General features: G+C 68.1%; 24 protein-coding genes. 22 read left to right on the top strand and 2 right to left on the bottom strand.

Features of this window, described 5'->3' with window-relative positions; genetic code table 11:
• Positions 1-18: 18 nt before the first annotated feature.
• The 5 genes from ctaD (at position 19) to WS69_RS16655 (ending at position 3,673) form a co-directional block, all read left to right on the top strand.
• A complete protein-coding gene (gene ctaD / locus WS69_RS16670; RefSeq protein WP_006024427.1) occupies positions 19-1,626 on the top strand; it encodes a cytochrome c oxidase subunit I in 1,608 nt (535 codons plus the stop codon).
• A gap of 69 nt (positions 1,627-1,695) precedes the next feature.
• Positions 1,696-1,836 carry a cytochrome oxidase small assembly protein gene (locus WS69_RS31290; protein WP_004550920.1) on the top strand — a complete coding sequence of 47 codons (141 nt, stop codon included), beginning with the start codon at positions 1,696-1,698 and terminating at the stop codon, positions 1,834-1,836.
• Between the two features lie 21 nt (positions 1,837-1,857).
• A complete protein-coding gene (locus tag WS69_RS16665) occupies positions 1,858-2,463 on the top strand; it encodes a cytochrome c oxidase assembly protein (RefSeq protein ID WP_059471822.1) in 606 nt (201 codons plus the stop codon).
• Positions 2,464-2,480: 17 nt separating this feature from the next.
• The gene (locus WS69_RS16660) at positions 2,481-2,684 is read left to right on the top strand and encodes a DUF2970 domain-containing protein (RefSeq protein ID WP_059471821.1); all 204 of its coding nucleotides are present in this window, start codon (positions 2,481-2,483) and stop codon (positions 2,682-2,684) included.
• Between the two features lie 131 nt (positions 2,685-2,815).
• Positions 2,816-3,673 (top strand): cytochrome c oxidase subunit 3, encoded by an 858-nt coding sequence (locus WS69_RS16655; RefSeq protein ID WP_059471820.1) that lies wholly within the window; start codon positions 2,816-2,818, stop codon positions 3,671-3,673.
• A gap of 159 nt (positions 3,674-3,832) precedes the next feature.
• Here WS69_RS16655 and WS69_RS16650 read toward each other — a convergent pair whose 3' ends face one another.
• Positions 3,833-4,042, bottom strand: coding sequence for a twin transmembrane helix small protein (locus tag WS69_RS16650; RefSeq protein ID WP_004200193.1), 210 nt, complete (start codon positions 4,040-4,042; stop codon positions 3,833-3,835).
• An 88-nt stretch (positions 4,043-4,130) separates the two neighbouring features.
• Between WS69_RS16650 and WS69_RS16645 the strand changes: the two genes are divergently transcribed.
• From WS69_RS16645 to WS69_RS16625, 5 genes are all read left to right on the top strand, one after another.
• Positions 4,131-4,844 (top strand): SURF1 family protein, encoded by a 714-nt coding sequence (locus WS69_RS16645; RefSeq protein WP_059471819.1) that lies wholly within the window; start codon positions 4,131-4,133, stop codon positions 4,842-4,844.
• 64 nt (positions 4,845-4,908) lie between these two features.
• A complete protein-coding gene (locus tag WS69_RS16640) occupies positions 4,909-5,550 on the top strand; it encodes an SCO family protein (RefSeq protein ID WP_059471818.1) in 642 nt (213 codons plus the stop codon).
• Between the two features lie 43 nt (positions 5,551-5,593).
• Complete coding sequence (locus WS69_RS16635) at positions 5,594-6,703, top strand: COX15/CtaA family protein (protein ID WP_059471817.1); 1,110 nt, start codon at positions 5,594-5,596, stop codon at positions 6,701-6,703.
• Positions 6,704-6,715: 12 nt separating this feature from the next.
• Positions 6,716-7,618 (top strand): heme o synthase, encoded by a 903-nt coding sequence (gene cyoE, locus WS69_RS16630; protein ID WP_059471816.1) that lies wholly within the window; start codon positions 6,716-6,718, stop codon positions 7,616-7,618.
• Between the two features lie 19 nt (positions 7,619-7,637).
• The gene (locus tag WS69_RS16625) at positions 7,638-8,255 is read left to right on the top strand and encodes an SCO family protein (protein ID WP_059471815.1); all 618 of its coding nucleotides are present in this window, start codon (positions 7,638-7,640) and stop codon (positions 8,253-8,255) included.
• A 232-nt stretch (positions 8,256-8,487) separates the two neighbouring features.
• Here the strand turns inward: WS69_RS16625 and WS69_RS16620 are convergent, their stop codons facing one another.
• Positions 8,488-8,778: a YciI family protein gene (locus WS69_RS16620; protein ID WP_059471814.1), complete on the bottom strand. Its 291-nt coding sequence runs from the start codon at positions 8,776-8,778 to the stop codon at positions 8,488-8,490.
• A gap of 188 nt (positions 8,779-8,966) precedes the next feature.
• Between WS69_RS16620 and WS69_RS16615 the strand changes: the two genes are divergently transcribed.
• From WS69_RS16615 to WS69_RS16565, 12 genes are all read left to right on the top strand, one after another.
• Positions 8,967-10,595, top strand: coding sequence for a methyl-accepting chemotaxis protein (locus WS69_RS16615; RefSeq protein WP_059471813.1), 1,629 nt, complete (start codon positions 8,967-8,969; stop codon positions 10,593-10,595).
• A complete protein-coding gene (locus tag WS69_RS31280) occupies positions 10,592-10,744 on the top strand; it encodes a permease (protein ID WP_082716240.1) in 153 nt (50 codons plus the stop codon). The genes WS69_RS16615 and WS69_RS31280 overlap by 4 nt, the downstream gene beginning before the upstream one ends.
• Positions 10,745-11,563, top strand: coding sequence for a MetQ/NlpA family ABC transporter substrate-binding protein (locus WS69_RS16610; RefSeq protein WP_059471812.1), 819 nt, complete (start codon positions 10,745-10,747; stop codon positions 11,561-11,563).
• 246 nt (positions 11,564-11,809) lie between these two features.
• Positions 11,810-12,781 carry an ABC transporter substrate-binding protein gene (locus WS69_RS16605; RefSeq protein WP_059471811.1) on the top strand — a complete coding sequence of 324 codons (972 nt, stop codon included), beginning with the start codon at positions 11,810-11,812 and terminating at the stop codon, positions 12,779-12,781.
• 159 nt (positions 12,782-12,940) lie between these two features.
• Positions 12,941-13,837, top strand: a complete 897-nt coding sequence (locus WS69_RS16600) for an ABC transporter permease (RefSeq protein ID WP_059471810.1) — start codon at positions 12,941-12,943, stop codon at positions 13,835-13,837.
• Positions 13,838-14,632 (top strand): ABC transporter ATP-binding protein, encoded by a 795-nt coding sequence (locus WS69_RS16595; RefSeq protein ID WP_059471809.1) that lies wholly within the window; start codon positions 13,838-13,840, stop codon positions 14,630-14,632.
• Positions 14,633-15,023: 391 nt separating this feature from the next.
• Positions 15,024-15,734, top strand: coding sequence for a translesion DNA synthesis-associated protein ImuA (imuA, locus tag WS69_RS16590; RefSeq protein WP_059471808.1), 711 nt, complete (start codon positions 15,024-15,026; stop codon positions 15,732-15,734).
• Positions 15,667-17,142, top strand: coding sequence for a Y-family DNA polymerase (locus WS69_RS16585; protein WP_059471807.1), 1,476 nt, complete (start codon positions 15,667-15,669; stop codon positions 17,140-17,142). Before imuA ends, WS69_RS16585 begins: the two co-directional genes overlap by 68 nt.
• A 5-nt stretch (positions 17,143-17,147) precedes the next feature.
• The gene (locus WS69_RS16580) at positions 17,148-20,345 is read left to right on the top strand and encodes an error-prone DNA polymerase (RefSeq protein WP_059471806.1); all 3,198 of its coding nucleotides are present in this window, start codon (positions 17,148-17,150) and stop codon (positions 20,343-20,345) included.
• Positions 20,346-20,634: 289 nt separating this feature from the next.
• A complete protein-coding gene (locus WS69_RS16575) occupies positions 20,635-21,369 on the top strand; it encodes a GntR family transcriptional regulator (RefSeq protein WP_059471805.1) in 735 nt (244 codons plus the stop codon).
• A gap of 99 nt (positions 21,370-21,468) precedes the next feature.
• Positions 21,469-22,572 carry an N-acetylglucosamine-6-phosphate deacetylase gene (nagA, locus tag WS69_RS16570; RefSeq protein WP_059471804.1) on the top strand — a complete coding sequence of 368 codons (1,104 nt, stop codon included), beginning with the start codon at positions 21,469-21,471 and terminating at the stop codon, positions 22,570-22,572.
• On the top strand, positions 22,565-23,572 hold the full coding sequence (locus WS69_RS16565) for an SIS domain-containing protein (protein ID WP_059471803.1): 1,008 nt from the start codon (positions 22,565-22,567) through the stop codon (positions 23,570-23,572). Before nagA ends, WS69_RS16565 begins: the two co-directional genes overlap by 8 nt.
• Positions 23,573-23,574 lie beyond the last annotated feature (2 nt).

Genomic DNA, 23,574 nt, shown 5'->3' with positions numbered 1-23,574 from the left:
TCGCATTAGGAGATTCTCATGTCTAGCATCGGGCACGACGTAGCCGCGGGCCACGCGCACGACGACCACGCGCACGAAACCCCGCACGGCTGGCGGCGCTGGCTGTTCGCCACCAACCACAAGGACATCGGTACGCTGTACCTGCTGTTCTCGTTCATCATGTTCCTGTCGGGCGGGGTGATGGCGCTCGCGATTCGCGCCGAGCTGTTCGAACCGGGCCTGCAGATCATGCGGCCGGAGTTCTTCAACCAGCTGACGACGATGCACGGCCTCATCATGGTGTTCGGCGCGATCATGCCGGCCTTCGTCGGTTTCGCGAACTGGATGATTCCGCTGCAGATCGGCGCGTCGGACATGGCGTTCGCGCGGATGAACAACTTCAGCTTCTGGCTGCTGCCCGTCGCGGCGGTGCTCCTCGTCGGCTCGTTCTTTGCGCCGGGCGGCGCGACGGCCGCCGGCTGGACGCTGTATGCGCCGCTTTCGACGCAGATGGGCCCGGGCATGGATTTCGCGATCTTCGCGGTGCACATCATGGGCGCGTCGTCGATCATGGGCGGGATCAACATCGTCGTGACGGTGCTCAACATGCGCGCGCCGGGCATGACGCTGATGAAGATGCCGATGTTCGCGTGGACGTGGCTCATCACCGCTTACCTGCTGATCGCGGTAATGCCGGTTCTGGCGGGCGCGATCACGATGGTGCTGTTCGACCGTCACTTCGGCACGTCGTTCTTCAACGCGGCAGGCGGCGGCGATCCTGTGATGTACCAGCACATCTTCTGGTTCTTCGGGCACCCCGAGGTGTACATCATGATTCTGCCGGCGTTCGGGATCGTGTCGCAGGTGATCCCGGCGTTCTCGCGCAAGCCGCTGTTCGGCTATAGCTCGATGGTGTACGCGACGGCGTCGATCGCGATCCTGTCGTTCATGGTCTGGGCGCACCATATGTTCGCGACCGGCATGCCGGTCACGGGCCAGCTCTTCTTCATGTACGCGACGATGCTGATTGCGGTGCCGACGGGCGTGAAGGTGTTCAACTGGACGGCCACGATGTGGCGCGGCTCGCTGACGTTCGAGACGCCGATGCTGTTCGCGATCGGCTTCCTGTTCGTGTTCACGATGGGCGGCTTCACGGGCCTGATGCTCGCGATGGCGCCGCTCGACATCCAGTACCACGGCACGTACTTCGTCGTCGCGCACTTCCACTACGTGCTCGTCGCGGGCTCGCTGTTCGCTCTCTTCGCCGGGTGGTACTACTGGGCGCCGAAGTGGACGGGCTGGATGTACAACGAGACGCGTGGGAAGATCCACTTCTGGTCGTCGATGATCTTCTTCAACATCACGTTCTTCCCGATGCACTTCGTCGGGCTCGCGGGCATGCCGCGACGCTATGCGGACTACCCGGCGCAGTTCACTGACTTCAACCAGCTCGCGACGATCGGCGCATTCGGCTTCGGTCTCGCGCAGGTGTACTTCCTGTTCGCGGTCGTGCTGCCCGCGTATCGCGGCGGCGGCGAGCTCGAGCGGGCTTCCGACAAGCCGTGGGACGGCGCGACGGGCCTCGAGTGGACGGTGCCGAGCCCGGCTCCGTTCCACACGTTCGAGCATCCGCCGACGGTCGAGTAACGGTTTGCCTATTTTCGCCGCCCGCGTCGTGCGACGCGGGCGGCGGAGTCCCAATCGAAAAAATATCGCATGACCCGGAATTCACAAAAAAGACGAACGCCCGACGAGATTCGCGCGGGCAACAAGCGGCTGCTTTTGATCCTGCTCATCGTCGTCGCCGTTTTCTTTGTGGGTGCCGTCGTCCGGCAGTGGATTGCGTCCACGTCCTGACGCAGTATTGAGGAAGGCTTGATGTCGAAGTCCGAGGCGAACGTCGATCGCGCGTTCAACCGGTCGATGCTCGTGAAGCTCGTCGTCGTGGCGGGGCTGATGTTCGGCTTTGGCTTCGCGTTGGTGCCGATGTACCGCGCGATCTGCCAGATCACCGGCATCAACAACTTGCTGCAGCGCGACGTCAGCGAGCGCGAGGCGAAGAACACGCAGATCGATTACACCCGGACGGTGTCGATCGAGCTCGACGCGAACGCGCGCGGACCGCTCGGCTTCAAGCCGAAGCGCAACAGCATCGACGTGCATCCGGGCGAGTTGACGACGGTCGTCTACGAAGTGACGAACGGGCAGGGCAGAACGGTGGTCGCGCAGGCAATCCCGAGCTACGCGCCGAAGCAGGCCACCGAGTTCTTCAAGAAGATCGAATGTTTCTGCTTCACGCAACAGACGCTCGCGGCGAACGAGACGCGCGATATGCCGGTCGTGTTCGTGATCGATCCGAAGCTGCCGAAGGACGTGAAGACGATCACGCTGTCGTACACGTTTTTCGAGTTGAATACGCCGGCGCCCGCTGCGCGTGGCGCCGCGGGGCAGACGGGCGGCGCCGCTGCGAAGCCCGCCGCCTGACACAGGGGAGGGCGACAATGACGAGCGGATCGGGTAACAAGAGTACGTTCTTGCAGACGATGAAGGCGGTCCTGTGGTCGTTCTTCGGCGTGCGCAAGCGGCGCGATCTCGAAGCGGACGCGACGCAGCTCAACCCGCTGCACGTGCTGATCGCCGCGTTGATCGGGGCGGCGCTCTTCGTCGGCGTGCTGATCCTGATCGTGCGCGCGGTGGTGGGGTAGCGGATTCGGATTTGGCGGGCGCGCGGCTTCGCGAGTCCGCAAGCAGAAGGTGAGGCGGCGCCGCGTGCGCCGCGAGAGAGAAATAAGCCGGATCGTTCCGGAACAAATTGGACTGAAGTGGAGAATCAAGCATGACCGGTCAAAACGAGAGCCCGTACTATTTCGTGCCGCATCCGTCGCAGCACCCGATCAGCGCGGCCGTCGGCCTGCTGGTCATGCTCGGCTCGTTTGCGCTGTGGGTCAACGGCGAGCCGTGGGCGCCCTACACGGCGCTCGTCGGGCTGCTGTGGCTTCTGTTCGTGCTGTATCACTGGTTCGGCGACGCGATCGCCGAGTCCGAAAGCGGGATGTACGGCAAGCGCGTCGACAAGTCGTATCGCTGGAGCATGAGCTGGTTCATCTTCTCCGAAGTGATGTTCTTCGGCGCGTTCTTCGGCGCACTGTTCTATGCGCGTGAAATCGCGATGCATCAGCTCGGCAGCCTCGACTACAAGCTGATCTGGCCGGACTTTTCCGCCGTGTGGCCGAACGAAGGCCCGGGCGCGCTCGTCGGCCACTTCAAGACGATGGGCCCGTGGCCGATCCCGACCCTCAACACCGCGCTGCTGCTGTCGTCGGGCGCGACGTTGACGGTGTCGCACCACGCGCTGCGCGACGATCACCGCACGAAGGCGATCGCATGGCTCGCCGCGACGCTCGTGCTCGGTATCTGCTTCCTGTTCCTGCAGGGCTTCGAGTATTTCCACGCGTACAACGAGCTGAACCTGACGCTCGGCTCCGGCGTGTACGGCTCGACGTTCTTCCTGCTGACGGGCTTCCACGGCTTCCACGTGTTCCTGGGCGGCACGATGCTCGCGGTGGTGCTGGCGCGGATGATCCGCGGCCACTTCAAGCCGGATCACCACTTCGCATTCGAAGGCGCCGCGTGGTACTGGCACTTCGTCGACGTCGTCTGGCTGGGCTTGTACGTCGTCGTCTACTGGCTGTAACAACGAAAACGGCCCGCGCAGCGATGCGCGGGCCGTTTGCTTGGTTCGTCGGCGCCGCGATGTGCGCCGAAGGGCCGCAGGCCGACCGGTGCGCCGCCCCGACTTCGTCGGGCGGCGTTTTTGCTTAAATGGATCGTGTTCGTGCGGCGTTATGCCGCATCAGCGGCCGATCGGAATGCCGGTCGAATGGATCCAGCCCATCCAGTTCGCGAACAGGATGAACAGGAACAGCGAGATCGACAGGCCGACTCGCATCGCGAGCGACCAGACCATCCGCTTCGTATGGCCCCGGTCGTGCATCATGAAATACAGCGCCGACACCATGCTGGCGATGATGAGTACGAAGGCGATCGGAACGAGAATGTGCATGAAGCTAACCGGAAACCGGCAATTAGAGGAAGAAAAAAAACATTATCTCACTTCGGTCGGGCAGTCGTCGCCCCCAGGGAGCGGCGCGATGAGGATTCGCTGGCTGCCCGCGCTGCTGATTCTCGCGGTGATCGCGGTGACGGTGCGGCTCGGTTTCTGGCAGCGCGACCGCGCGCATCAGAAGGAGGCGCTCGAATCGCAGATCACGCGCTACGAGCACGCGAGTCCCTTCGACGTGCCGCGCGAGCCCGTCGCGCTGAAGGACATCGAGTTCCACCGCGTGCGCGCGGTTGGCCGCTTCATGCCGGAGCTCGCGGTGTTCCTCGACAACCGGCCGTACAACGATCAGCCGGGCTTTTATGTCGTGATGCCGCTGAAGCTTGCGAACGGCGGCTACGTGCTCGTGAACCGCGGATGGCTGCCGCGCAATTTCGCCGACCGCACCGCGATTGAGCCGTTCGCGACGCCGGCGGGCGACGTGACGATCGAGGGCATCGCGCGCGGCAGCGCGTCGCGCGCGTTCGAGCTCGGCGAAGGCGGCTCGGCCGCGCATCAGAAGATCCGGCAGAATCTCGACGCCGCCGCGTACGCGCAGGAAACCGGCCTGCCGCTGCAGCCGTTCGTGATTCAGCAGACGAGCGACGGCGGCGACAAGCTCGTGCGCGACTGGCCCGCGCCGACGACGGGCGTCGAGCGCAACTACGGTTACATGTTCCAATGGTGGGGCATGGCGGCGGCTGCCGCCGGCTTCGGTCTGTATGCCGCGCGGCGCGCGGCGAAAAAGCAGTCCGGCGACGCGTGACGGCGGCGCCGGTCCGTCGCGCTGCGACGCGCGACGTCCATCGTTTCAAGAGGTTTCTTTGGTGATGCAATTTTCCCGTCCGACGGAGCCGCAGGGCGGCCGGCAAGCGGAACCCGCGCAGCGCGGTTCATGGAAGCGCGGCCGCTGGGTGCTGCTCGCGCTCGCGCTCGTCTGCGCGGCGCCCGTGATCGCGTCGTATTTCACGTATTACGTGATCAAGCCGCGCGGCGGCGCGACCAACTACGGCACGCTGATCGAGCCGCAGCGGCCGATTCCGCCCGATCTGAACGTCGTCGACGAAGCGGGCAAGACGGTGCCGCTCGCGTCGCTGCGCGGCGTGTGGCTGTTCGTGATGGAAGACGGCGGCGCGTGCAACGACGTGTGCGCGAAGAAGCTCTATTTCATGCGCCAGGTGCGCGCGACGCAGGCGGGCGAGCGGCAACGGATCACGATGGTGTGGCTGAAGAGCGACGCGGCGAACGTGCCGGCCGCGATCGCGGACGCATATCCGGACACGGTCAAGCTGCGCGCCGATCCGGCCGCCGTCGCCGCATGGCTGCCGGCCGACGCGGGCACGCAGGTCGCCGATCACATCTATCTCGTCGATCCGAACGGCAATTTGATGATGCGTTTCCCGAAGAATCCGGATCCGAGCAAGATCAAGAAGGACGTGACGAAGCTCCTCAAGTGGTCGAGCATCGGTTGAGCGCCGGCTGCGACCGGCGATAGAGGGTAAGAGAGAAACACGGATGTATCTACTGCAACTCGGCCTGATCGGCCTCTGCATCGCGCTGCTGCCGCTGTCGTACGTGTGGGTGAAGGCGGACGACGACAAGTTCCGCAAGCTTGTCTGGATCACGACGTTCCTGACGCTCGATCTCGTGATGTTCGGCGGCTTTACGCGCCTGACCGATTCCGGTCTCGGCTGCCCGGACTGGCCGGGCTGCTATGGCACGTCGTCGCCGTTCGTCGCGCACGCGGCGATCACCGCCGCGCATCAGGCGATGCCGACGGGCCCCGTCAGTATGACGAAGGCGTGGATCGAGATGATCCACCGCTATTTCGCGATGGCGATCGGCGTGCTGATCATCGCGCAGACCGTGATCGCGTGGGCCGCGCGGCTGCGCCGCCGGCCGCTCCACGTATCGCCGTGGTGGCCGACGAGCCTGCTGCTGCTGATTCTCGTGCAGGGCGCGTTCGGCGCGTGGACCGTGACGATGAAGCTGCAGCCGGTGATCGTGACGATCCATCTGCTGCTCGGCCTCACGCTGCTCGGCACGCTCGGCTGGCTCGCCGCGCGCCAGACGCCGCTGCCCGCATACGAGCCCGAGGCCGGCCGCTATCGCGCGGCGGCGCTCGCCGCGCTCGTCCTGCTCGTCGCGCAGATCGCGCTCGGCGGCTGGGTCAGCACGAATTACGCGGTGCTCGCGTGCGCCGACTTCCCGACCTGCAACGGCGCATGGATTCCGCCGATGGACTTCCGCAACGGCTTCCACCTGTGGCGCGCGCTCGGCATGACGAACGACGGCGACGCGATCACGCAGGACGCGCTCGTCGCGATTCACTGGACGCACCGGACGTTCGCGTTCGTCGTCGTCGCGTACCTGGTCGCGTTCGCGCTGAAGATGCGCCGCTTCGCGTCGTTGCGGCGCCCGGCGAACGGCGTGCTCGTCGTCGTCGTGCTGCAATTCGTCACGGGTTTGACGAATATCGTGTTGCAGTGGCCTTTGCCGGTCGCGGTCGCGCATAACGGGGGGGCCGCGATCCTGCTCCTCCTCGTCGTCATGCTAAACTTTCGCATCCTTTCAAGCCGTCCCGGCCGCGCCGCGCAACCCGCGCGCGACGCCGCGCCCGCGTGACGTTGACCGTACATGGACACCACACTTTCCCAAACGCCCGGTAGCCGCCTCTCCCAGTATCTGGCGCTGACGAAGCCTCGCGTCACGCAGCTCGCCGTGTTCTGCGCGGTGATCGGGATGTTCCTCGCGACGCCGGGGATGGTGCCGTGGACCGTGCTGCTCGGCGGCACGATCGGCATCTGGCTGCTGGCGGGCGCCGCGTTTGCGATCAATTGCCTTGTCGAGCAGAAGATCGACGCGATGATGCGGCGCACCGCGTGGCGGCCGTCCGCGCGCGGCGAGATCACGACCGCGCAGATCCTCGTGTTCTCGACCGTACTGGGCGGCCTCGGCGCCTGGACGCTCTACACGTTCACGAATCCGCTGACGATGTGGCTGACGATCTCGACGTTCGTCGGCTACGCGGTGATCTACACGCTGCTGCTCAAGCCGATGACGCCGCAGAACATCGTGATCGGCGGCGCGTCGGGCGCGATGCCGCCCGCGCTCGGCTGGGCGGCCGTCACGGGCGCGGTGCCGGGCGACGCGTGGATTCTCGTGCTGATCATCTTCGTCTGGACGCCGCCGCACTTCTGGGTGCTCGCGCTGTACCGCCGCAAGGACTACGAGAACGCGGGCCTGCCGATGCTGCCCGTCACGCATGGCGAGAAGTTCACGCGGCTGCACATCCTGCTGTACACGGTGATCCTGTTCGCGGTCACGATGATGCCGTTCATTTCCGGCATGAGCGGGGCCGTCTACCTGACGAGCGCCGTGCTGCTTGGCGCGATCTTCCTCGCGTACGCGTGGAAGATCTATCGCGATTATTCGGACGCGCTCGCGCGCAAGGCGTTCCGCTATTCGATCGTCTATCTGTCGCTGCTGTTCGCCGCGCTTTTGGTCGATCACTACGCACGTCCCGTGATCGGGATGTAACTCCAACGGTTCGATTGCGATGCTCAAATCCCTGTTCGCACGCCGCCGCGCGCAGCGCGGCTGGCTGTTCGCCTGCATGCTCGCGGGCGCATTGTCGATCGCGGGCTGCAACAAGCAGCCGGCGTTCCAGAATCTCGACATCACCGGCAACTCGCAATTCGCGAGCGACTTCGCGCTGCCGGACACGACGGGCAAGATCCGCACGCTCGGCGAATTCAAGGGCAAGGCGGTCGTCGTGTTCTTCGGCTACACGCACTGCCCGGACGTGTGTCCGACGACGATGGCGGAGCTGTCGCAGGCGCTGCAGCAGCTCGGCCCGGACGGCAAGCGCGTGCAGGTGCTGTTCGTCACCGTCGATCCGGAGCGCGACACCGCGGCGCTCCTCGGCCAGTACGTGCCCGCGTTCAATCCGGCCTTCATCGGCCTGCGGCCCGCCGACGAGGCGCAGCTGAAGAAGGTGACGAAGGATTTCCGCGTCTATTACGCGAAGGTGCCGGGCAAGACGCCCGACAGCTACACGATGGACCACACCGCTGCGAGCTACGTGTTCGATCCGAACGGCAAGCTGCGCCTCTTCGTGCGCGACGGCCAGGGGCCGGGGCCGTGGGTCCACGACCTGAAGCTGCTGCTCGACTGATAGCGAAACGTGCGGCCGCGCGGCCGCACGTCGGCGCGACATGCACCCCGAAGCGTCGGACGCCGGTCCGGCCTTCGGGGTGTTTTTCATGACGATGGCGGAAATCGCGGCGCGGCGATCGCGGCAATCGCCGCGGACAACGGCGTTTTGCCGCAAGCAGCCGGTTTTGCCGTCCCGTCAGTCGATCCCGCCTTCGCGCTTCTCCCTTTCTTTTCCCGAACCCGCGCGCCGCTTACGGCAGCGCCGGCAGATTGACGCCCGGCGCGACGCGCGTCGTCTTGAATTCGGTCACCGTGTACGTGACGAGGCCATCGGTGACGAACGGGTCGGTTTCGAGGATCGCATCCAGCACGTCGCGATCGATCCGCACGGCGAGGATCACGCCGCCGTCGCGCGGCACCTTCGGCCCGCACGCGACGAACACGCCGGCGTCGAGATGGCGTTGCAGATACGCGCGGTGGCGTTCGAGCGCGTCGTCGATGCGCTCGAGCGGCGCGGTGTAGCGGATGTCGATCACGTACATGGAGGCCTCGTCGGAAAGCGGACCGCGACGCCCTGTCGCGGCCAAGCCGTCCTTGTAGCACAACCGCCGCCGTCGCGCTTCCATTCAAGTTGTAAGTCAGCGTGCCGTAAATAGCGGCAGCGATCGTTCGTTGCCGGGGCCGCGGCGCGGATGGTGCGCAACGAACACGACACGGGAAGGCACACACGATGAACAGAATGAGCTTGAATCGCAAGTTGTGGCTGGCGCTTGCGCTCGTATGGGTCGGATTGCTGGGGGTGGGGGCGTGGAGCGCGTTCGAGACGCGCTCGACGATGCTCGCCGAGCGCAAGGAAGGGATGGCGAACCTCGTCGATTCGGCGGCGGGCGTCGTGAAGGCGTATTACGCGCTCGCGCAGAGCGGCAAGATGAGCGACGCCGATGCGCGGCGCGACGCGCTCGAGCGCCTGTCGGCGATGCGCTACGGCGATTCCGGCTATCTGTTCGTGATGGATTCGAAGCCCATCGTGCTGATGCATCCGACGCTGCCGAAGCTCGTCGGCACGCAGGTCGGCGATTACCTGGATCCGGACGGCAAGCCGCTCTTCGTCGCGATCCTGAACGCGGCGAAGGAGCGTGGGCACGGCTTCGCCGAGTATCGCGGGCGGCTGCCGCACAGCGAGACCGCGGTGCCGAAGATCAGCTACGTGACGCGCTTTGCGCCGTGGGACTGGAACATCTCGAGCGGCGTGTTCCTGAAGGACATCGACACCGTCTACTACGAGACGCTCGTCGGCCACCTCGCGATGGTGTTCGTGATCGGCTTCGTGATCACGGCGGCGATGCTCGTCATCATCCGCAACGTGCGCGCGAGCCTGGGCGGCGAGCCGGACGAGGCGGCCACGCTTGCCGCGCGGATCGCGGCGGGCGACCTGACGCGGCCCGTCGCGGTGCGCGCGGGCGACGAGACGAGCATGATGGCCGCGATGCGCGACATGCAGGGCCGCCTGCAGTCGACGATCGGCGGCATACGCCTTGCGGCGGAGTCGATCGCGGCGGCGAGCCACGAGATTGCAGCGGGCAATCACGACCTGTCTCAGCGCACCGAGCAGCAGGCCGCGTCGCTCGAGGAGACCGCGGCGAGCATGGAAGAGCTGACCGCGACGGTCAAGCAGAACGCCGAGAACGCGCGACAGGCGAGCGGGCTCGCGAACAGCGCGTCCGAGATCGCGCTGAAGGGCAACGACGTCGTGAGCCGCGTGATCGGCACGATGGGCGAGATCAACGACAGCTCGCAGAAGATCGCCGACATCATCGGCGTGATCGACGGCATCGCGTTCCAGACCAACATCCTCGCGCTCAATGCGGCCGTCGAGGCGGCGCGCGCGGGCGAGCAGGGGCGCGGCTTCGCGGTCGTCGCGGGCGAGGTGCGCTCGCTCGCGCAGCGGAGCGCGACCGCGGCGAAGGAGATCAAGCAGCTGATCGACGCGTCGGTCGAGCGCGTGCACAACGGCTCGGCGCTCGTCGGCCAGGCGGGCACGACGATGACCGAGATCCTGCAGGCGGTGCGGCGCGTGACCGACATCATGGGCGAGATCGCGGCCGCATCCGAGGAGCAGTCGAGCGGGATCTCGCAGGTCGGCCGCGCCGTCACGCAGATGGACGAAATGACGCAGCAGAACGCGGCGCTCGTCGAGGAGGCGGCCGCCGCCGCGTCGTCGCTGCAGGAGCAGGCGGCGCGCCTGCGTGAATCGGTGAGTGCGTTCCAGGTCGGCGACGGCGCGGCTTCTGCGGGTACGGCGGGCGGCGGCCCGAATGCGGCCGCTTCGTCCGGGCGCGTCGAGCCGGCGCTCGCATGACGCAATCCCATACCTATATGAGCGGGATGTATTTCACAGCCTTGCGATCTTGTGACACCATTTGCGCTTTCGTCAGCGCGGCCCGGCCGGTCAGGCCGTCGCGCCCCCTTTATCGAGCCTGGATGGTTCTGCAAGCAAGCGAGAAATAGATGAAGCGTCGCACTCTCCTGAAAGTTGTCTCCGCAGTCGCGGCCGGCGCGGCTGCCCTCTCCGTTTCCGTCGGCGCGCAAGCGCAGGACAAGGTGATCAAGGTCGGCACGGTCGCGGGTCCGGACGCGCAGGTCTGGCAAGTCGTCCAGAAGGTCGCCAAGGAAAAGCAGGGCCTCAGCGTGAAGGTGATCGAATTCAACGACTACGTGCAGCCGAACGCGGCGCTCGACGCGGGCGACCTCGACGCGAACAGCTTCCAGCACCAGCCGTACCTCGACAGCCAGGTGAAGCAGCGCGGCTACAAGATCGTGAGCGCGGGCCTCACGTACATTTCGCCGATCGGCGTCTATTCGAAGAAGTTCAAGTCGCTGAAGGATCTGCCGGCCGGCGCGAAGGTCGCGCTGCCGAACGATCCGTCGAACGAGAACCGCGCGCTCCTGCTGCTGCAGACGCAAGGCGTGATCAAGCTGAAGGCGGGCGCCGGCACGGGCGGCAACAACGCGACCGTGCTCGACGTCGTGGAGAATCCGAAGAAGCTGAAGCTGACCGAGCTCGACGCCGCGCAACTGCCGCGCGTGCTGTCCGACGTCGACGCGGCCGTGATCAACACGAATTACGCGCTCGCCGCGAACCTGCAGCCGACCAAGGATGCGATCGCGCTCGAATCGCTGACGAGCCCGTACGCGAACCTGATCGCGGTCCGCGCGAAGGACAAGGATCAGCCTTGGGTGAAGAAGCTCGTGAAGGCGTACCAGTCGCCGGAAGTGAAGGAATTCATCGCGAAGCAGTTCAAGGGTTCGATGGTCGCGTCTTTCTGAGCGCCGTCCGATAGCTTCGAATCGCCGGAAGGCCCGCGCATCGCGCGGGCTTTTTTGTTTTAGGCGAAGCGGCCTGCGATCCGCCGGCGCACGCTCGTCCGTACTGTCCCGAAATATTGAATAGTCTGCGGAAATGATATCCTCGGACGCATGCCGTCGCGCCCCGTTTTCGGCGCGGCGGCGCGAGCCGCGCACGTTCCGGGGAGCGCGGCCCGCCTACCATTCAGAACCGGGGGAGACAGACTCATGAAGCGATTCAAGATCGTTGCCGCTCATTCGATCGCGGCGGGCGTCGCGGCGTTCGCGATGCTCGGCGCCGGCGCCGTGCACGCGCAGACCGTCAAGGTGCTGTCGATCGTCGATCATCCGGCGCTCGACGCGATCCGCGACGGCGTGCGCGCGGAGCTGAAGGCCGAGGGCTACGGCGACGACAAGCTCAAGTGGGAATACCAGAGCGCGCAGGGCAACACCGGCACCGCCGCGCAGATCGCCCGCAAGTTCATCGGCGATCGTCCCGACGTGATCGTCGCGATCGCGACGCCCGCCGCGCAGGCCGTCGTCGCGTCGACGAAGAGCGTGCCCGTCGTCTATACGGGCGTGACCGATCCTGTCGCCGCGCAGCTCGTCAAGGGCTGGGGACCGACGGGCACCAACGTGACGGGCGTGTCCGACAAGCTGCCGCTCGACAGGCAAGTGGCGCTCATCAAGCGCGTCGTGCCGAAGGCGAAGACGGTCGGCATGGTCTACAGCCCGGGCGAGGCGAATTCGGTCGTCGTCGTGAAGGCGCTGAAGGAGATCCTCGCGAAGCAGGGGATGGCGCTCAAGGAAGCCGCCGCGCCGCGCACCGTCGACATCGCGCCCGCCGCGAAGAGCCTGATCGGCAAGGTCGACGTGATCTACACGAATACCGACAACAACGTCGTGTCCGCGTACGAATCGCTCGTGAAGGTCGCGAACGAGGCGAAGATCCCGCTCGTCGCGGGCGACACCGACAGCGTGAAGCGCGGCGGCGTCGCGGCGCTCGGCATCAACTACGGCGACCTCGGCCGGCAGACGGGCAAGGTCGTCGCGCGGATCCTGAAGGGCGAGAAGCCGGGGGCGATCGCGTCCGAGACGAGCAGCAACCTCGAGCTGTTCGTCAACGCCGACGCGGCCGCGAAGCAGGGCGTGACGCTCGCGCCCGATCTCGTCAAAGAGGCGAAGACGGTCATCAAGTAACGCGAGCGCGCGAGCCGGCGCCCGCCGAACGAGGGTGCTCGTTCGGCGGGCCTCGGCGGGCCGCTCGCTGCGCGCGGCCCACGGGCTCGGGCCGGGTCGGGCGCCGCCGCCGCGCGCCGTCCCGTCCCACCCGGCACGCAGCAACAGGATTTCCCCACCATGTCTCTTTTCTCTCTTCTGGGCGCGCTGGAGATCGGCCTCATCTTCAGCCTCGTCGCCCTCGGGGTGCTGATCTCGTTTCGCATCCTCAACTTTCCCGACTTGACCGTCGACGGCAGCTTTCCGCTCGGCGGCGCGGTCGCCGCGACGCTGATCTCCGCGGGCCACGATCCGTTCACGTCGACGCTCGTCGCGATCGCCGCAGGCGCGTGCGCGGGCTTCGTCACCGGCTGGCTCAACGTGCGCCTGAAGATCATGGATCTGCTCGCGAGCATCCTGATGATGATCGCGCTCTATTCGGTGAACCTGCGGATCATGGGGCGGCCGAACGTGCCGCTCATCACCGAGCCCACGATCTTCACGGTGCTGCAGCCCGACTGGATGCCCGACTACGTGCTGCGGCCGGCGCTGTTGTTCGTCGTCGTCGTGGTCGCGAAGCTCGGGCTCGACTGGTTCTTCTCGTCGCAGCTGGGGCTCGCGATGCGCGCGACGGGCGCGAATCCGCGGATGGCGCGCGCGCAAGGCATCGCGACCGGCCGCGCGACGCTGTCCGGGATGGCGCTGTCGAACGCGCTCGTCGCGCTCGCGGGCGCGCTGTTCGCGCAGACGCAGGGCGGCTCGGACATCTCGATGGGGATCGGCACGATCGTGATCGGGCTCGCCGCCGTGATCATCGGCGAGACGCTGCTGCCCGCGCGGCGGCTCTTCCTCACGACGCTCGCCGTCGTGCTCGGCGCGATCCTCTATCGTTTCTTCATCGCGCTCGCGCTCAACAGCGAGTTCATCGGCCTGAAGGCGCAGGACCTGAACCTCGTGACGGCCGTGCTCGTGACGGTTGCGCTCGTGCTGCCCGCGACGCGCAAGAAGCTGTTCGCCCGCAAGACGGGAGGGGTGTAAATGCTGTCCGCACAAGACCTGAAGCTCACGTTCAACCCCGGCACGCCGATCGAGACGCGCGCGCTGCGAGGGCTGTCGCTCGACATCCCGAACGGCCAATTCGTCACGGTCATCGGCTCGAACGGCGCCGGCAAGTCGACGTTCCTGAACGCGGTGAGCGGCGATCAGCCGGTCGATTCGGGGCAAATCACGATCGACGGCGTCGACGTCACGCGCAAGCCCGCGTGGGGCCGCGCGCCACTTGTCGCGCGCGTGTTCCAGGATCCGATGGCTGGCACCTGCGAAGCGCTGACGATCGAGGAGAACATGTCGCTCGCGATGGCGCGCGGCGCGCGGCGCGGCTTTCGGCCGTCGCTGAACCGCGCGTCGCGCGAGCTGTTTCGCGACAAGCTGCGGCTGTTGAATCTCGGGCTCGAGAACCGGCTCGCCGACCGCATCGGCCTGTTGTCGGGCGGGCAGCGGCAGGCGGTGAGCCTCCTGATGGCGTCGCTGCAGCCGTCGCGGATCCTGCTGCTCGACGAGCACACGGCCGCGCTCGATCCGAAGACGGCAGCGTTCGTGCTGGAGCTGACGGCGCGAATCGTCGCCGAGAGCAAGCTGACGACGATGATGGTCACGCACAGCATGCGGCAGGCGCTCGATTACGGCGATCGCACGGTGATGCTGCATCAGGGGCAGGTGGTGCTCGACGTGTCCGGCGACGAGCGCCGCGGGCTCGACGTGCCCGATCTGCTGAAACTGTTCGAGAAGACGCGACATGAGAAGCTCGACGACGACGCGTTGCTGCTCGGCTGACGTTCGGCGGCGGGACGGGGACGCGGCGGCGTTGCGCGCGGCATTCGGGGCGGCGAAGGGGCGGCGGCGTGCGACGCGGGGCAAGCCGTCCGTTCTCGGGTTCCGGGTGCGGCGGTTTCGTTTCGACCGGTGCGGCGGCGGGGATTTTGCGTTTCCGGCCGCCGCGACTTCGTGCGAGCGGGTGTCGCGGCTTGCCGATGCGGGCAATTCCGAGCGGCTGTCCTGCGGCTGTCTGGAGCGGGACAGCGGAGGCTCGTTGCCGTAGCGCTCCGCGGGTTCCGATTCGATTTTTCCACCCGATCCTCTGACGAAAGGCCGGTTTCGCATCGGTTGCTGTGCGTCGCGGAGGCGTTGCCATATACTGTACAAATATACAGTTATCGGCAACGCGATGTCCGCCTCCTCCCTTTCCCTCGAATCGCTGCATCCGTCGCTCTGGCGCGGCTCCCAGCTCGCGCGCGGCGGTCCGCGCACGGTCGACACCGGTTATGCGGCGCTGTCGGCCGAGCTGCCGGGGGGCGGCTGGCCGGTCGGCGGGCTCGTCGAGCTGCTCGTGCCGCACGCGGGCTGCGGCGAGATGCGCGTGCTCGCGCCCGCGCTCGCTGCGACCGGCAGCGCGCGGCGGCCGCTCGCGTTCGTCGCGCCGCCGCAATCGCCGCATGCGTGCGCGCTCACCGGCCTCGGCGTGCCGCTCGACGCGATGCTGTGGCTGCGCGCGGACAGCGGCGCGGATGCGCTGTGGGCGGCCGAGCAGGCGCTCAAGACCGGCTGCTGCGGCGCGCTCCTGCTGTGGCAGCAGAACACGCGCGCCGATGCGTTGCGCCGCCTGCATCTCGCCGCCGCGCGCGCGGGCGACACGCTGTTCGTGATGTTCCGGCCGCTTGCGGCCGCGCGGCAGCCGTCGCCCGCGGTGCTGCGTGTCGCGCTGCATCCGTCGCCGGGCGGCGTGTCGGTCGAGATCGTCAAGCGCCGCGGGCCGGCGCGCGGCGAGCCGCTCCCGCTCGAGTTGCCGTCGCCCATCGTGGAGAGCCGTTATGCGCGTCTTGCTCGGCATCCATCTGCCGCGCCTGCCGCTCGACGTGTGCGCGCCGTCGTCGCCTGACGGCGGCGACGGCTGCGCGGTGCTCGAACAGGGCGTCGTGCTGGTCGCCGATTCGGCCGCGCGCGCGCGCGGCGTGCGCGCCGGCATGAAGCGCGGCGGCGTGCTGACGCTCGCGCCAGGCGCGCGGCTCGTCGAGCGCGATCCGGCGCGCGAGGCTGATGCGCTGCGTGCGGTCGCGCTCGCGCTCTTGCGCTTCTCGCCGTGCGTCGCGCTCGACGACGAAGCGACGCTCGTCGTCGACGTCGGCGCGAGCCTGCGGCTGTTCGGCGGCCTGCCGTCGCTGTGCCGGCAGGTGCGCGCGACGCTCACCACGCTCGGCTACGCGGCGCGTCTTGCCGCCGCGCCGACCGGGCGCGGCGCGTGGCTGCTCGCGCGCGCACCGGGCCGGCCGCGCACGCGGCGGCGGATCGTGCGGACGGCGTCGCTCGTGCGCGCGCTCGATGCGCTGCCGTGCGAGCTGCTGCCCGACGCGCGCCCGTACGCCGGCTGGTTCGACGGCCTCGGCTGCCGCACGCTCGCCGACCTGCGCCGCCTGCCGCGCGCGGGGCTCACGCGCCGCTGCGGTCCCGCGCTCGTTGCCGCGCTCGATCGCGCGTACGGCGACGTCGCGGAGCCGCTCGCATGGATGCCGGCGCCGCCCGTGTTCGACGCGCGGCTCGAATTGCCGGAGCGCGTCGAATATGCGGAGGCGGTGCTGTTCGTCTCGCGGCGGCTCGTCGTGCAGCTATGCGGCTGGCTCGCCGCGCGGCACCTGTCGCTGTCGGCGATGACGTTTGCGCTCGAGCACGAGCGCGGCCGCCAGGCGGTGCCGCCGACGTCGCTCGAGCTCGCGTTCGCCGAGCCCGCGCGCGACGAGACGCACTTCATGCGCGTTCTCGGCGAGCGGCTCGCGCGCGTCACGTTGCCAGCCGCGGTGATCGCGGTGCGCCTGACCGTCACGCGCGTCGAATCGGTCACGCCGCCCGCCGACGATCTGTTCCCCGAGCCGGGCGGTACTCGCGAGGCGCGCGCACGGCTCGTCGAACTCCTGACCGCGCGGCTCGGCGCGGACAACGTGCTGCGCGCGGCGCCCGTCGCCGATCACCGGCCCGAGGCGGCGAACCGCTGGCTGCCGCTCGACGCGCCGGCCGGCAAGCCGGCCGCGCCGCCCGTCGCGCCGCCGCGTCCCGCGTGGCTGCTCGCGGAGCCGCTGCCGCTCGTGATGCGCGAGAACTGGCCGGTCTATCGCACGCCGCTCAAGTTCGTGTCGTCGATCGAGCGAATCGAGGCGGGCTGGTTCGACGGCCAGCTCGTCGCGCGCGACTATCGCGTCGCGCAGGACGACGACGGCGCGTGCTACTGGGTCTACCAGGAGCGCGGCAGCGGCGCGGCGGGGCAGTGCTGGTTCCTGCACGGCCTGTTCGGGTGAGCGGCATGGACGCGGCATCCAAGATCCTGCCCGACTACGCGGAGCTGTTCTGCCGGTCGAATTTCTCGTTCCTGCACGGCGCGTCGTCGGCGGACGAGCTCGTCGAGCAGGCGAAGGCGCACGGCTATCGCGGCATCGCGATCACCGACGAATGCTCGCTCGCCGGCGCGCCGCGCATGCACGTCGCGGCGAACGCGAAGGGGCTGCCGCTCGTCGTCGGCGCGTACTTCGGCGTGACGCCTGACGACGTCGCGCCGGGACGCGATCCGGGCCCCGGCGCATTCGGCCTCGTGCTGCTCGCGCGGAATCGCGAAGGCTACGGCAACTTGTCCGAGCTGATTTCGTGGCGGCGGATGGACGCGCCGAAGGGCACCTACCGGCTCACGCCGCGGATGCTGGCCGCGCCGCCGTCGAAATTCGCGCATCTGCGCGGCGTGCCCGACTGCTTTGCGATTCTCGTGCCGACGTATCCGGCGCGCGCCGACATGCTCGATGCGCAGCTCGCGTGGTTCGATGCGCTGTTCGGCGAACGCGCGCGGCTCGGGCTCGTGCAACTGCAGCGCGCGCTCGACGGCGCGCATCGCGAGGAGATCCGGGCGGCGGGCGAGCGGTGCGGGATGCACATCGTCGCGCTCGGCGACGTGACGATGCACGCGCGCTCGTGCAAGCCGCTGCAGGATGCGATGACGGCGATCCGGCTCGGGGCGCCGATCGCCGAATGCGGCTACGCGCTCGCGCCGAACGCGGAGCAGCACCTGCGCATGCGTCAGCGGATCGCGCAGCTGTTTCCGCCCGAGGCGATCGCGGAGACGTGCCGGATACTCGACGCGTGCGACTTCTCGCTCGACGAACTGCGCTACGAATATCCGCGCGAGCTCGTGCCCGAAGGCCATACGCCGACGAGCTACCTGCGGCGGGAAACCTGGGCGGGCGCGCGCAAGCGCTATCCGCACGGCGTGCCGGACACGGTGCAGGAGAGGATCCGGTACGAGCTCGAGCTGATCGCCGAGCTGAAATACGAGCCGTATTTTTTGACGGTCTACGACGTCGTCCAATATGCGCGCAGCCGCGACATCCTGTGCCAGGGGCGTGGGTCGGCCGCGAACTCCGTCGTCTGCTTTTGCCTCGGCGTGACCGAAGTGCATCCGGAAAAGAGCTCGCTGCTGTTCGAGCGCTTCATCAGCCGCGAACGCGGCGAGCCGCCCGACATCGACGTCGACTTCGAGCATCAGCGTCGCGAGGAGGTCATTCAGTATCTCTACGAAAAATACGGCCACGACCGCGCGGCGCTCGCCGCTGCCGTGTCGACTTATCGCCCGCGCGGCGCGCTGCGCGAGACCGGCAAGGCGCTCGGCGTCGATCCGATGCTCGTCGAACGGGTCGCGAAGGCGCATCGCTGGTTCGACGGCAGCCGCGATCTGCTCGCGCGCTTCGAGTCGGTCGGGCTCGATCCGGACACGCCGCTGATTCGCGCGTGGGCCGAGCTCGCCGCGCGGCTGCTTGGCTTTCCGCGCCATCTGTCGCAGCATTCGGGCGGCTTCGTGATCAGCCGCGGCAAGCTCACGCGGCTCGTGCCGGTCGAGAACGCGGCGATGGAAGGGCGGCGCGTGATCCAGTGGGACAAGGACGATCTGGAGGCGCTCGGGCTGATGAAGGTCGACGTGCTCGCGCTCGGCATGCTGTCCGCGCTGCATCGCGCGTTCGACATGGTCACGGCGTGGCGCGGCAAGCGGGACGGCAAGCCGTTCGGGATGCAGAGCATCCCGCAGGACGACGCGGCGACGTACGACATGATCTGCCGCGCCGACACGGTCGGCGTGTTCCAGATCGAATCGCGCGCGCAGATGTCGATGCTGCCGCGTCTGCGGCCGCGCGACTATTACGATCTCGTGATCGAAGTCGCGATCGTGCGGCCGGGGCCGATCCAGGGCGGCGCCGTGCATCCGTATCTGAAGCGGCGGCAGGGCCTCGAGCCCGTCACGTATCCGAAGGATGACCTGAAGCCGGCGCTCGAGCGCACGCGCGGCGTGCCGATCTTCCAGGAGCAGGTGATGCAGATCGCGATCATCGCCGCGGGCTTCACGCCCGGCGAGGCCGACGCGCTGCGCCGCGCGATGGCCGCGTGGAAGCGCAAGGGCAATCTCGAGCAGTATCGGCGCAAGATCGTCGGCGGCATGCGCGAGCGCGACTATCCGCCCGAATTCGCCGAGCAGATCTTCGAGCAGATCAAGGGCTTCGGTGAATACGGCTTTCCGGAGAGCCATGCGGCGAGCTTCGCGCATCTCGTCTACGCGAGCAGCTGGCTCAAGTGCCACGAGCCGGCGATCTTCGTCGCCGCGCTGCTGAACAGCCAGCCGATGGGTTTCTATCCGCCCGCGCAGCTCGTGCAGGATGCGAAGCGCCACGGCGTGACGGTGCTGCCGATCGACGCGATGACAAGCGGCTGGGACGCGTCGCTCGAAGCGCAGCTCGGCGAGATGCCGCCCGACGGGCAGCCGGCGGTGCGGCTCGGCCTGTCGCTCGTGCGCGGCCTGGGCGAGGACGCCGCGCGGCGGATCGAAGCGGCGCGTGCGGCTGGGCCGTTTGCGAGCGTCGACGAGCTCGCGCGCCGCGCACGCCTCGAGCGCCGCGATCTCGAGGCGCTCGCCGCCGCGAACGCGTTCGCGACGCTGGCCGGCAATCGCCGCGATGCGCTGTGGCAGGCGGTCGCCGCGGCGCCGGAGCGCGATCTGCTCGCCGCCGCGCCGATCGACGAAGCCGAGAAGCCCGCGCTCGGCGCGCCGTCCGAGGCCGACGACGTTTTCGCCGACTATCACACGATCGGCCTCACGCTGAACCGGCATCCGGTCGCGCTGCTGCGGCCCGCGCTCGACGCGCGGCGGCTGTCGTCCGCCGTGGCGCTGCGCGATCGCCGCAACGGCCAGCTCGCGCGCGCATGCGGGCTCGTGACCGCGCGGCAGATGCCGGGCACCGCGAAGGGCGTGCTGTTCGTCACGCTCGAGGACGAGACGGGCTGCGTGAACGTGATCGTGCGGCCGGAGCTGCTCGAGCGGCAGCGGCGCGAGACGCTCGATTCGCGGCTGCTCGCGGTATCGGGCGTGTGGCAGTGCGAGAGCGACGTCCGGCATCTCGTCGCGCAATATCTCGAGGATCTGACGCCGCTCATCGCCGGCTTGCGGACCGAGAGCCGCGAATTCCATTGATGCGGACCGGTGCATACCAGTGCGCAGCACTGGTGCTATTTCGGTCTCTATTTCGTCAAAATCCAGTCTGCTCCGGTGTGTTCGTCCGACGGCCGGTTTTGGGTGTTAGGGTAAATACCTATCTCGTAACATGCTGTAAATAAAGGGCTTCGGTGCGTGCCAACCTTTGACCGACAACGCTTTCCAGCGATTCGGCGTACCGATTTTGATCAAATTGACTGGTATTATTTTGGTTATATAATGGCCTCGCTTTCGGACGACGCCCACCCGTTTTCGCACCCGGAGACCTATGGATATCGGCTGGTCGGCGCTGGCGCTGGATGCCCGCAGCGACACCCCGCTCTACCTGCAGCTCGCCCGCAATCTCGCCGGCGCGATTCACGGCGGCACATGGTGCGCCGGCGAGGCGCTGCCGTCCGAGCGCGGCTTGTCGTCGGCGGCCGGCGTGTCGCGGATCACCGCGCGCCGCGCGCTCGCGCTCCTCGCCGAGCAGGGCCTCATCCGCCGCGTGCGCGGCGCGGGCAGCTTCATCACGCCGCGCGTCGCCGATCCGCTGTCGAGGCTCGTCGGGTTTTCGGCGAAGATGCGCCAGCGCGGGTTCGCACCCGATTCGGTGTGGCTCGCGCGCAGCCTGCGCGCCGCGCGCCGCGACGAAATCGCGTGCTTCGGCCTTTCGCCCGGCGCGACGGTCGCGCGCCTCGAACGGCTGCGGCGCGCGGACGGCATCGTGATGGCGTACGAGCGCTCGACGCTGCCCGCGACCTGCGTGCCCGAGCCGCAGGCGCTCGAAGGGTCGCTGTACAGCTACCTGCAGTCGCGCGGACTCGAAGTGGTGCGCGCGTCGCAGCGGTTTCGCGCGGCGAACGCGCCGCCCGACGTCGCGCAGTGGCTCGGCATCGCGCCGGGCGCCGCGCTGCTCGTCATCACGCGGATCGGTTACGGCGCCGACCGGCGCGCGATCGAGACGACCGAAACCTATTGCCGTGACGACTATTACGATTTCGGCGCCGAGCTGAAACGCTGACACGACAGACTGTCGGCGGCAGCCCGGACGACCCGCAAGCCCTCTCGCAGCAGTACGCAGTACCGACCCAATACGCATCACCAGATATCAGAGAACGTCATGCTGACCGGAAACATACTCACCCCCGAAGGCTGGATCCACGGCACGCTCGAGTTCGAGAACGGCCGGATCACCGCACTGTCGGGCGACGCGACGGATCCGTCGAGGAACGACGCGCAATACGTGCTGCCCGGCTTCATCGATCTGCACGTGCACGGCGCGGGCGGCGCCGACGTGATGGAAGGCGGCGATGCGATCGAGACGATCGCGCGCACGCACGCGCGCTACGGCACGACGAGCCTGCTCGCGACGACGATGACGGCGCCGCGCGACGAACTGATGCGCGTCGTCGCGGATCTCGGCGACGTCGCGCGCGTGCGCACGCCGGGCGGCTCGCGCGTGCTCGGCGTGCATCTCGAAGGCCCGTACATCAATCCCGGCAAGCTCGGCGCGCAGCCGGACGCGGCGGTGTCCGCGGTGCTCGACGAGGTGCTGAAGTATCTGTCGATCGCGCCGATCCGCGTCGTCACGCTCGCGCCGGAGATCTCCGGCCACATCGAGATCATTTCGGAGATGGCCGCGCGCGGCGTGCGCGTGCAGCTCGGTCACTCGCTCGGCACGTACGACGACGCGGTCGCCGCGCTCAAGCACGGCGCGTGCGGCTTCACGCACCTGTTCAACGCGATGTCGCCGCTGCATCACCGCAATCCGGGCATCGTCGGCGCGGCGCTCGCGCACGCCGAATACGCGGAGATCATCCCCGACCTGCTGCACGTGCATCCGGGCGCGATCCGCGCCGCGCTGCGCGCGATCCCGCGTCTGTACGTCGTGACCGACAGCACGTCGGCGACGGGCATGCCCGACGGCGAGTACCGGCTCGGCAGCCAGCGCGTGACGAAGTGCCTGGGCGGCGTGCGCCTCGCCGACGGCACGCTCGCCGGCAGCACGCTGACGATGGACCAGGCGCTGCGCAATCTCGTGTCGCTCGGCCTGCCGATCGCCGACGTGTCGAACCGGATGTCGCGCTATGCGGCCGACTATCTCGGCGTCGCCGATCGCGGCCGCATCGAGCGCGGCGCGTGGGCGGATCTCGTCGTGTTCGATCGCGAACTGAACCTGACTGCGACCTTTGTCGAAGGAGAATCGATTGTCGAATATGCTTAACGAGGCGCGCGAGTCGGCGCGCGTCGTCGCCGCGCAGCTCGCGGACACGCGCCGCGTCGAGGCGCTCGCGCTCCATCTCGCCGCGAACGCGCCGCAGGTCGCGCTGACCGTCGCGCGCGGCAGCTCCGATCACGCGGCGAGCTATTTCGCGAGCCTGACGATGAGCCGCCTCGGCGTGCCCGTCGCGTCGCTGCCGATGTCGGTCGCGACGCTGCAGCAGGCGCCCCTCAAGGTGCAGGGCCAGCTCGCGCTCGCGTTCTCGCAATCGGGCAAGAGCCCGGACCTCGTCGACACGATGACCGCGCTGCGCGAAGCCGGCGCGCTGACGGTCGCCGCCGTCAACGTGCTGCCGTCGCCGCTCGCCGACGCGTGCGAGCACCCATTGCCGCTCCTCGCCGGCCCCGAGCTGTCGGTCGCCGCGACGAAGAGCTATATCGCGATGCTGTCGCTGTCCGCGCAGCTCGTCGCGTTCTGGCAGCGCGACGCCGCGCTCGTCTCCGCGCTGCGCAGCCTGCCCGACGCGCTCGATCAGGCGGGCAGGCTCGATTGGTCGTCCGCCGTCGAAGAACTGCGCGACGTCGAGCGGATGATCGTGATCGGCCGCGGGCTCGGCCTCGCGATCGCGCAGGAGGCGGCGCTCAAGCTGAAGGAGACGTCGGGCATCCAGGCCGAGGCGTTCTCGAGCGCCGAAGTGCGGCACGGCCCGATGGAACTGATCGACCGCGACTATCCGCTCCTCGTGTTCGCGCCGCCCGGGCCGGAGCAGAAGGGCCTCCTGCAGCTCGCGCGCGACATGCGCGCGCGCGGCGCGCGCGTTTTGCTCGCCGCGCCCGCGGGCACGCCCGATGCGACGCTGCCGCTTGCGCGCACCGCGCATCCGGCGCTCGATCCGATTGCGGCCATCCTTTCGTTCTACGTGATGGCAGCCGAGCTCGCCGTCGCACGCGGCCGCGATCCCGACGCGCCGCGCCATCTGCACAAAGTCACCGAAACGCACTGACG

The sequence above is a fragment of the Burkholderia sp. BDU5 genome, from assembly GCF_001522845.1.
Lineage (GTDB): Bacteria > Pseudomonadota > Gammaproteobacteria > Burkholderiales > Burkholderiaceae > Burkholderia > Burkholderia mayonis.
This window is presented reverse-complemented; position numbering and strand designations above follow the sequence as displayed.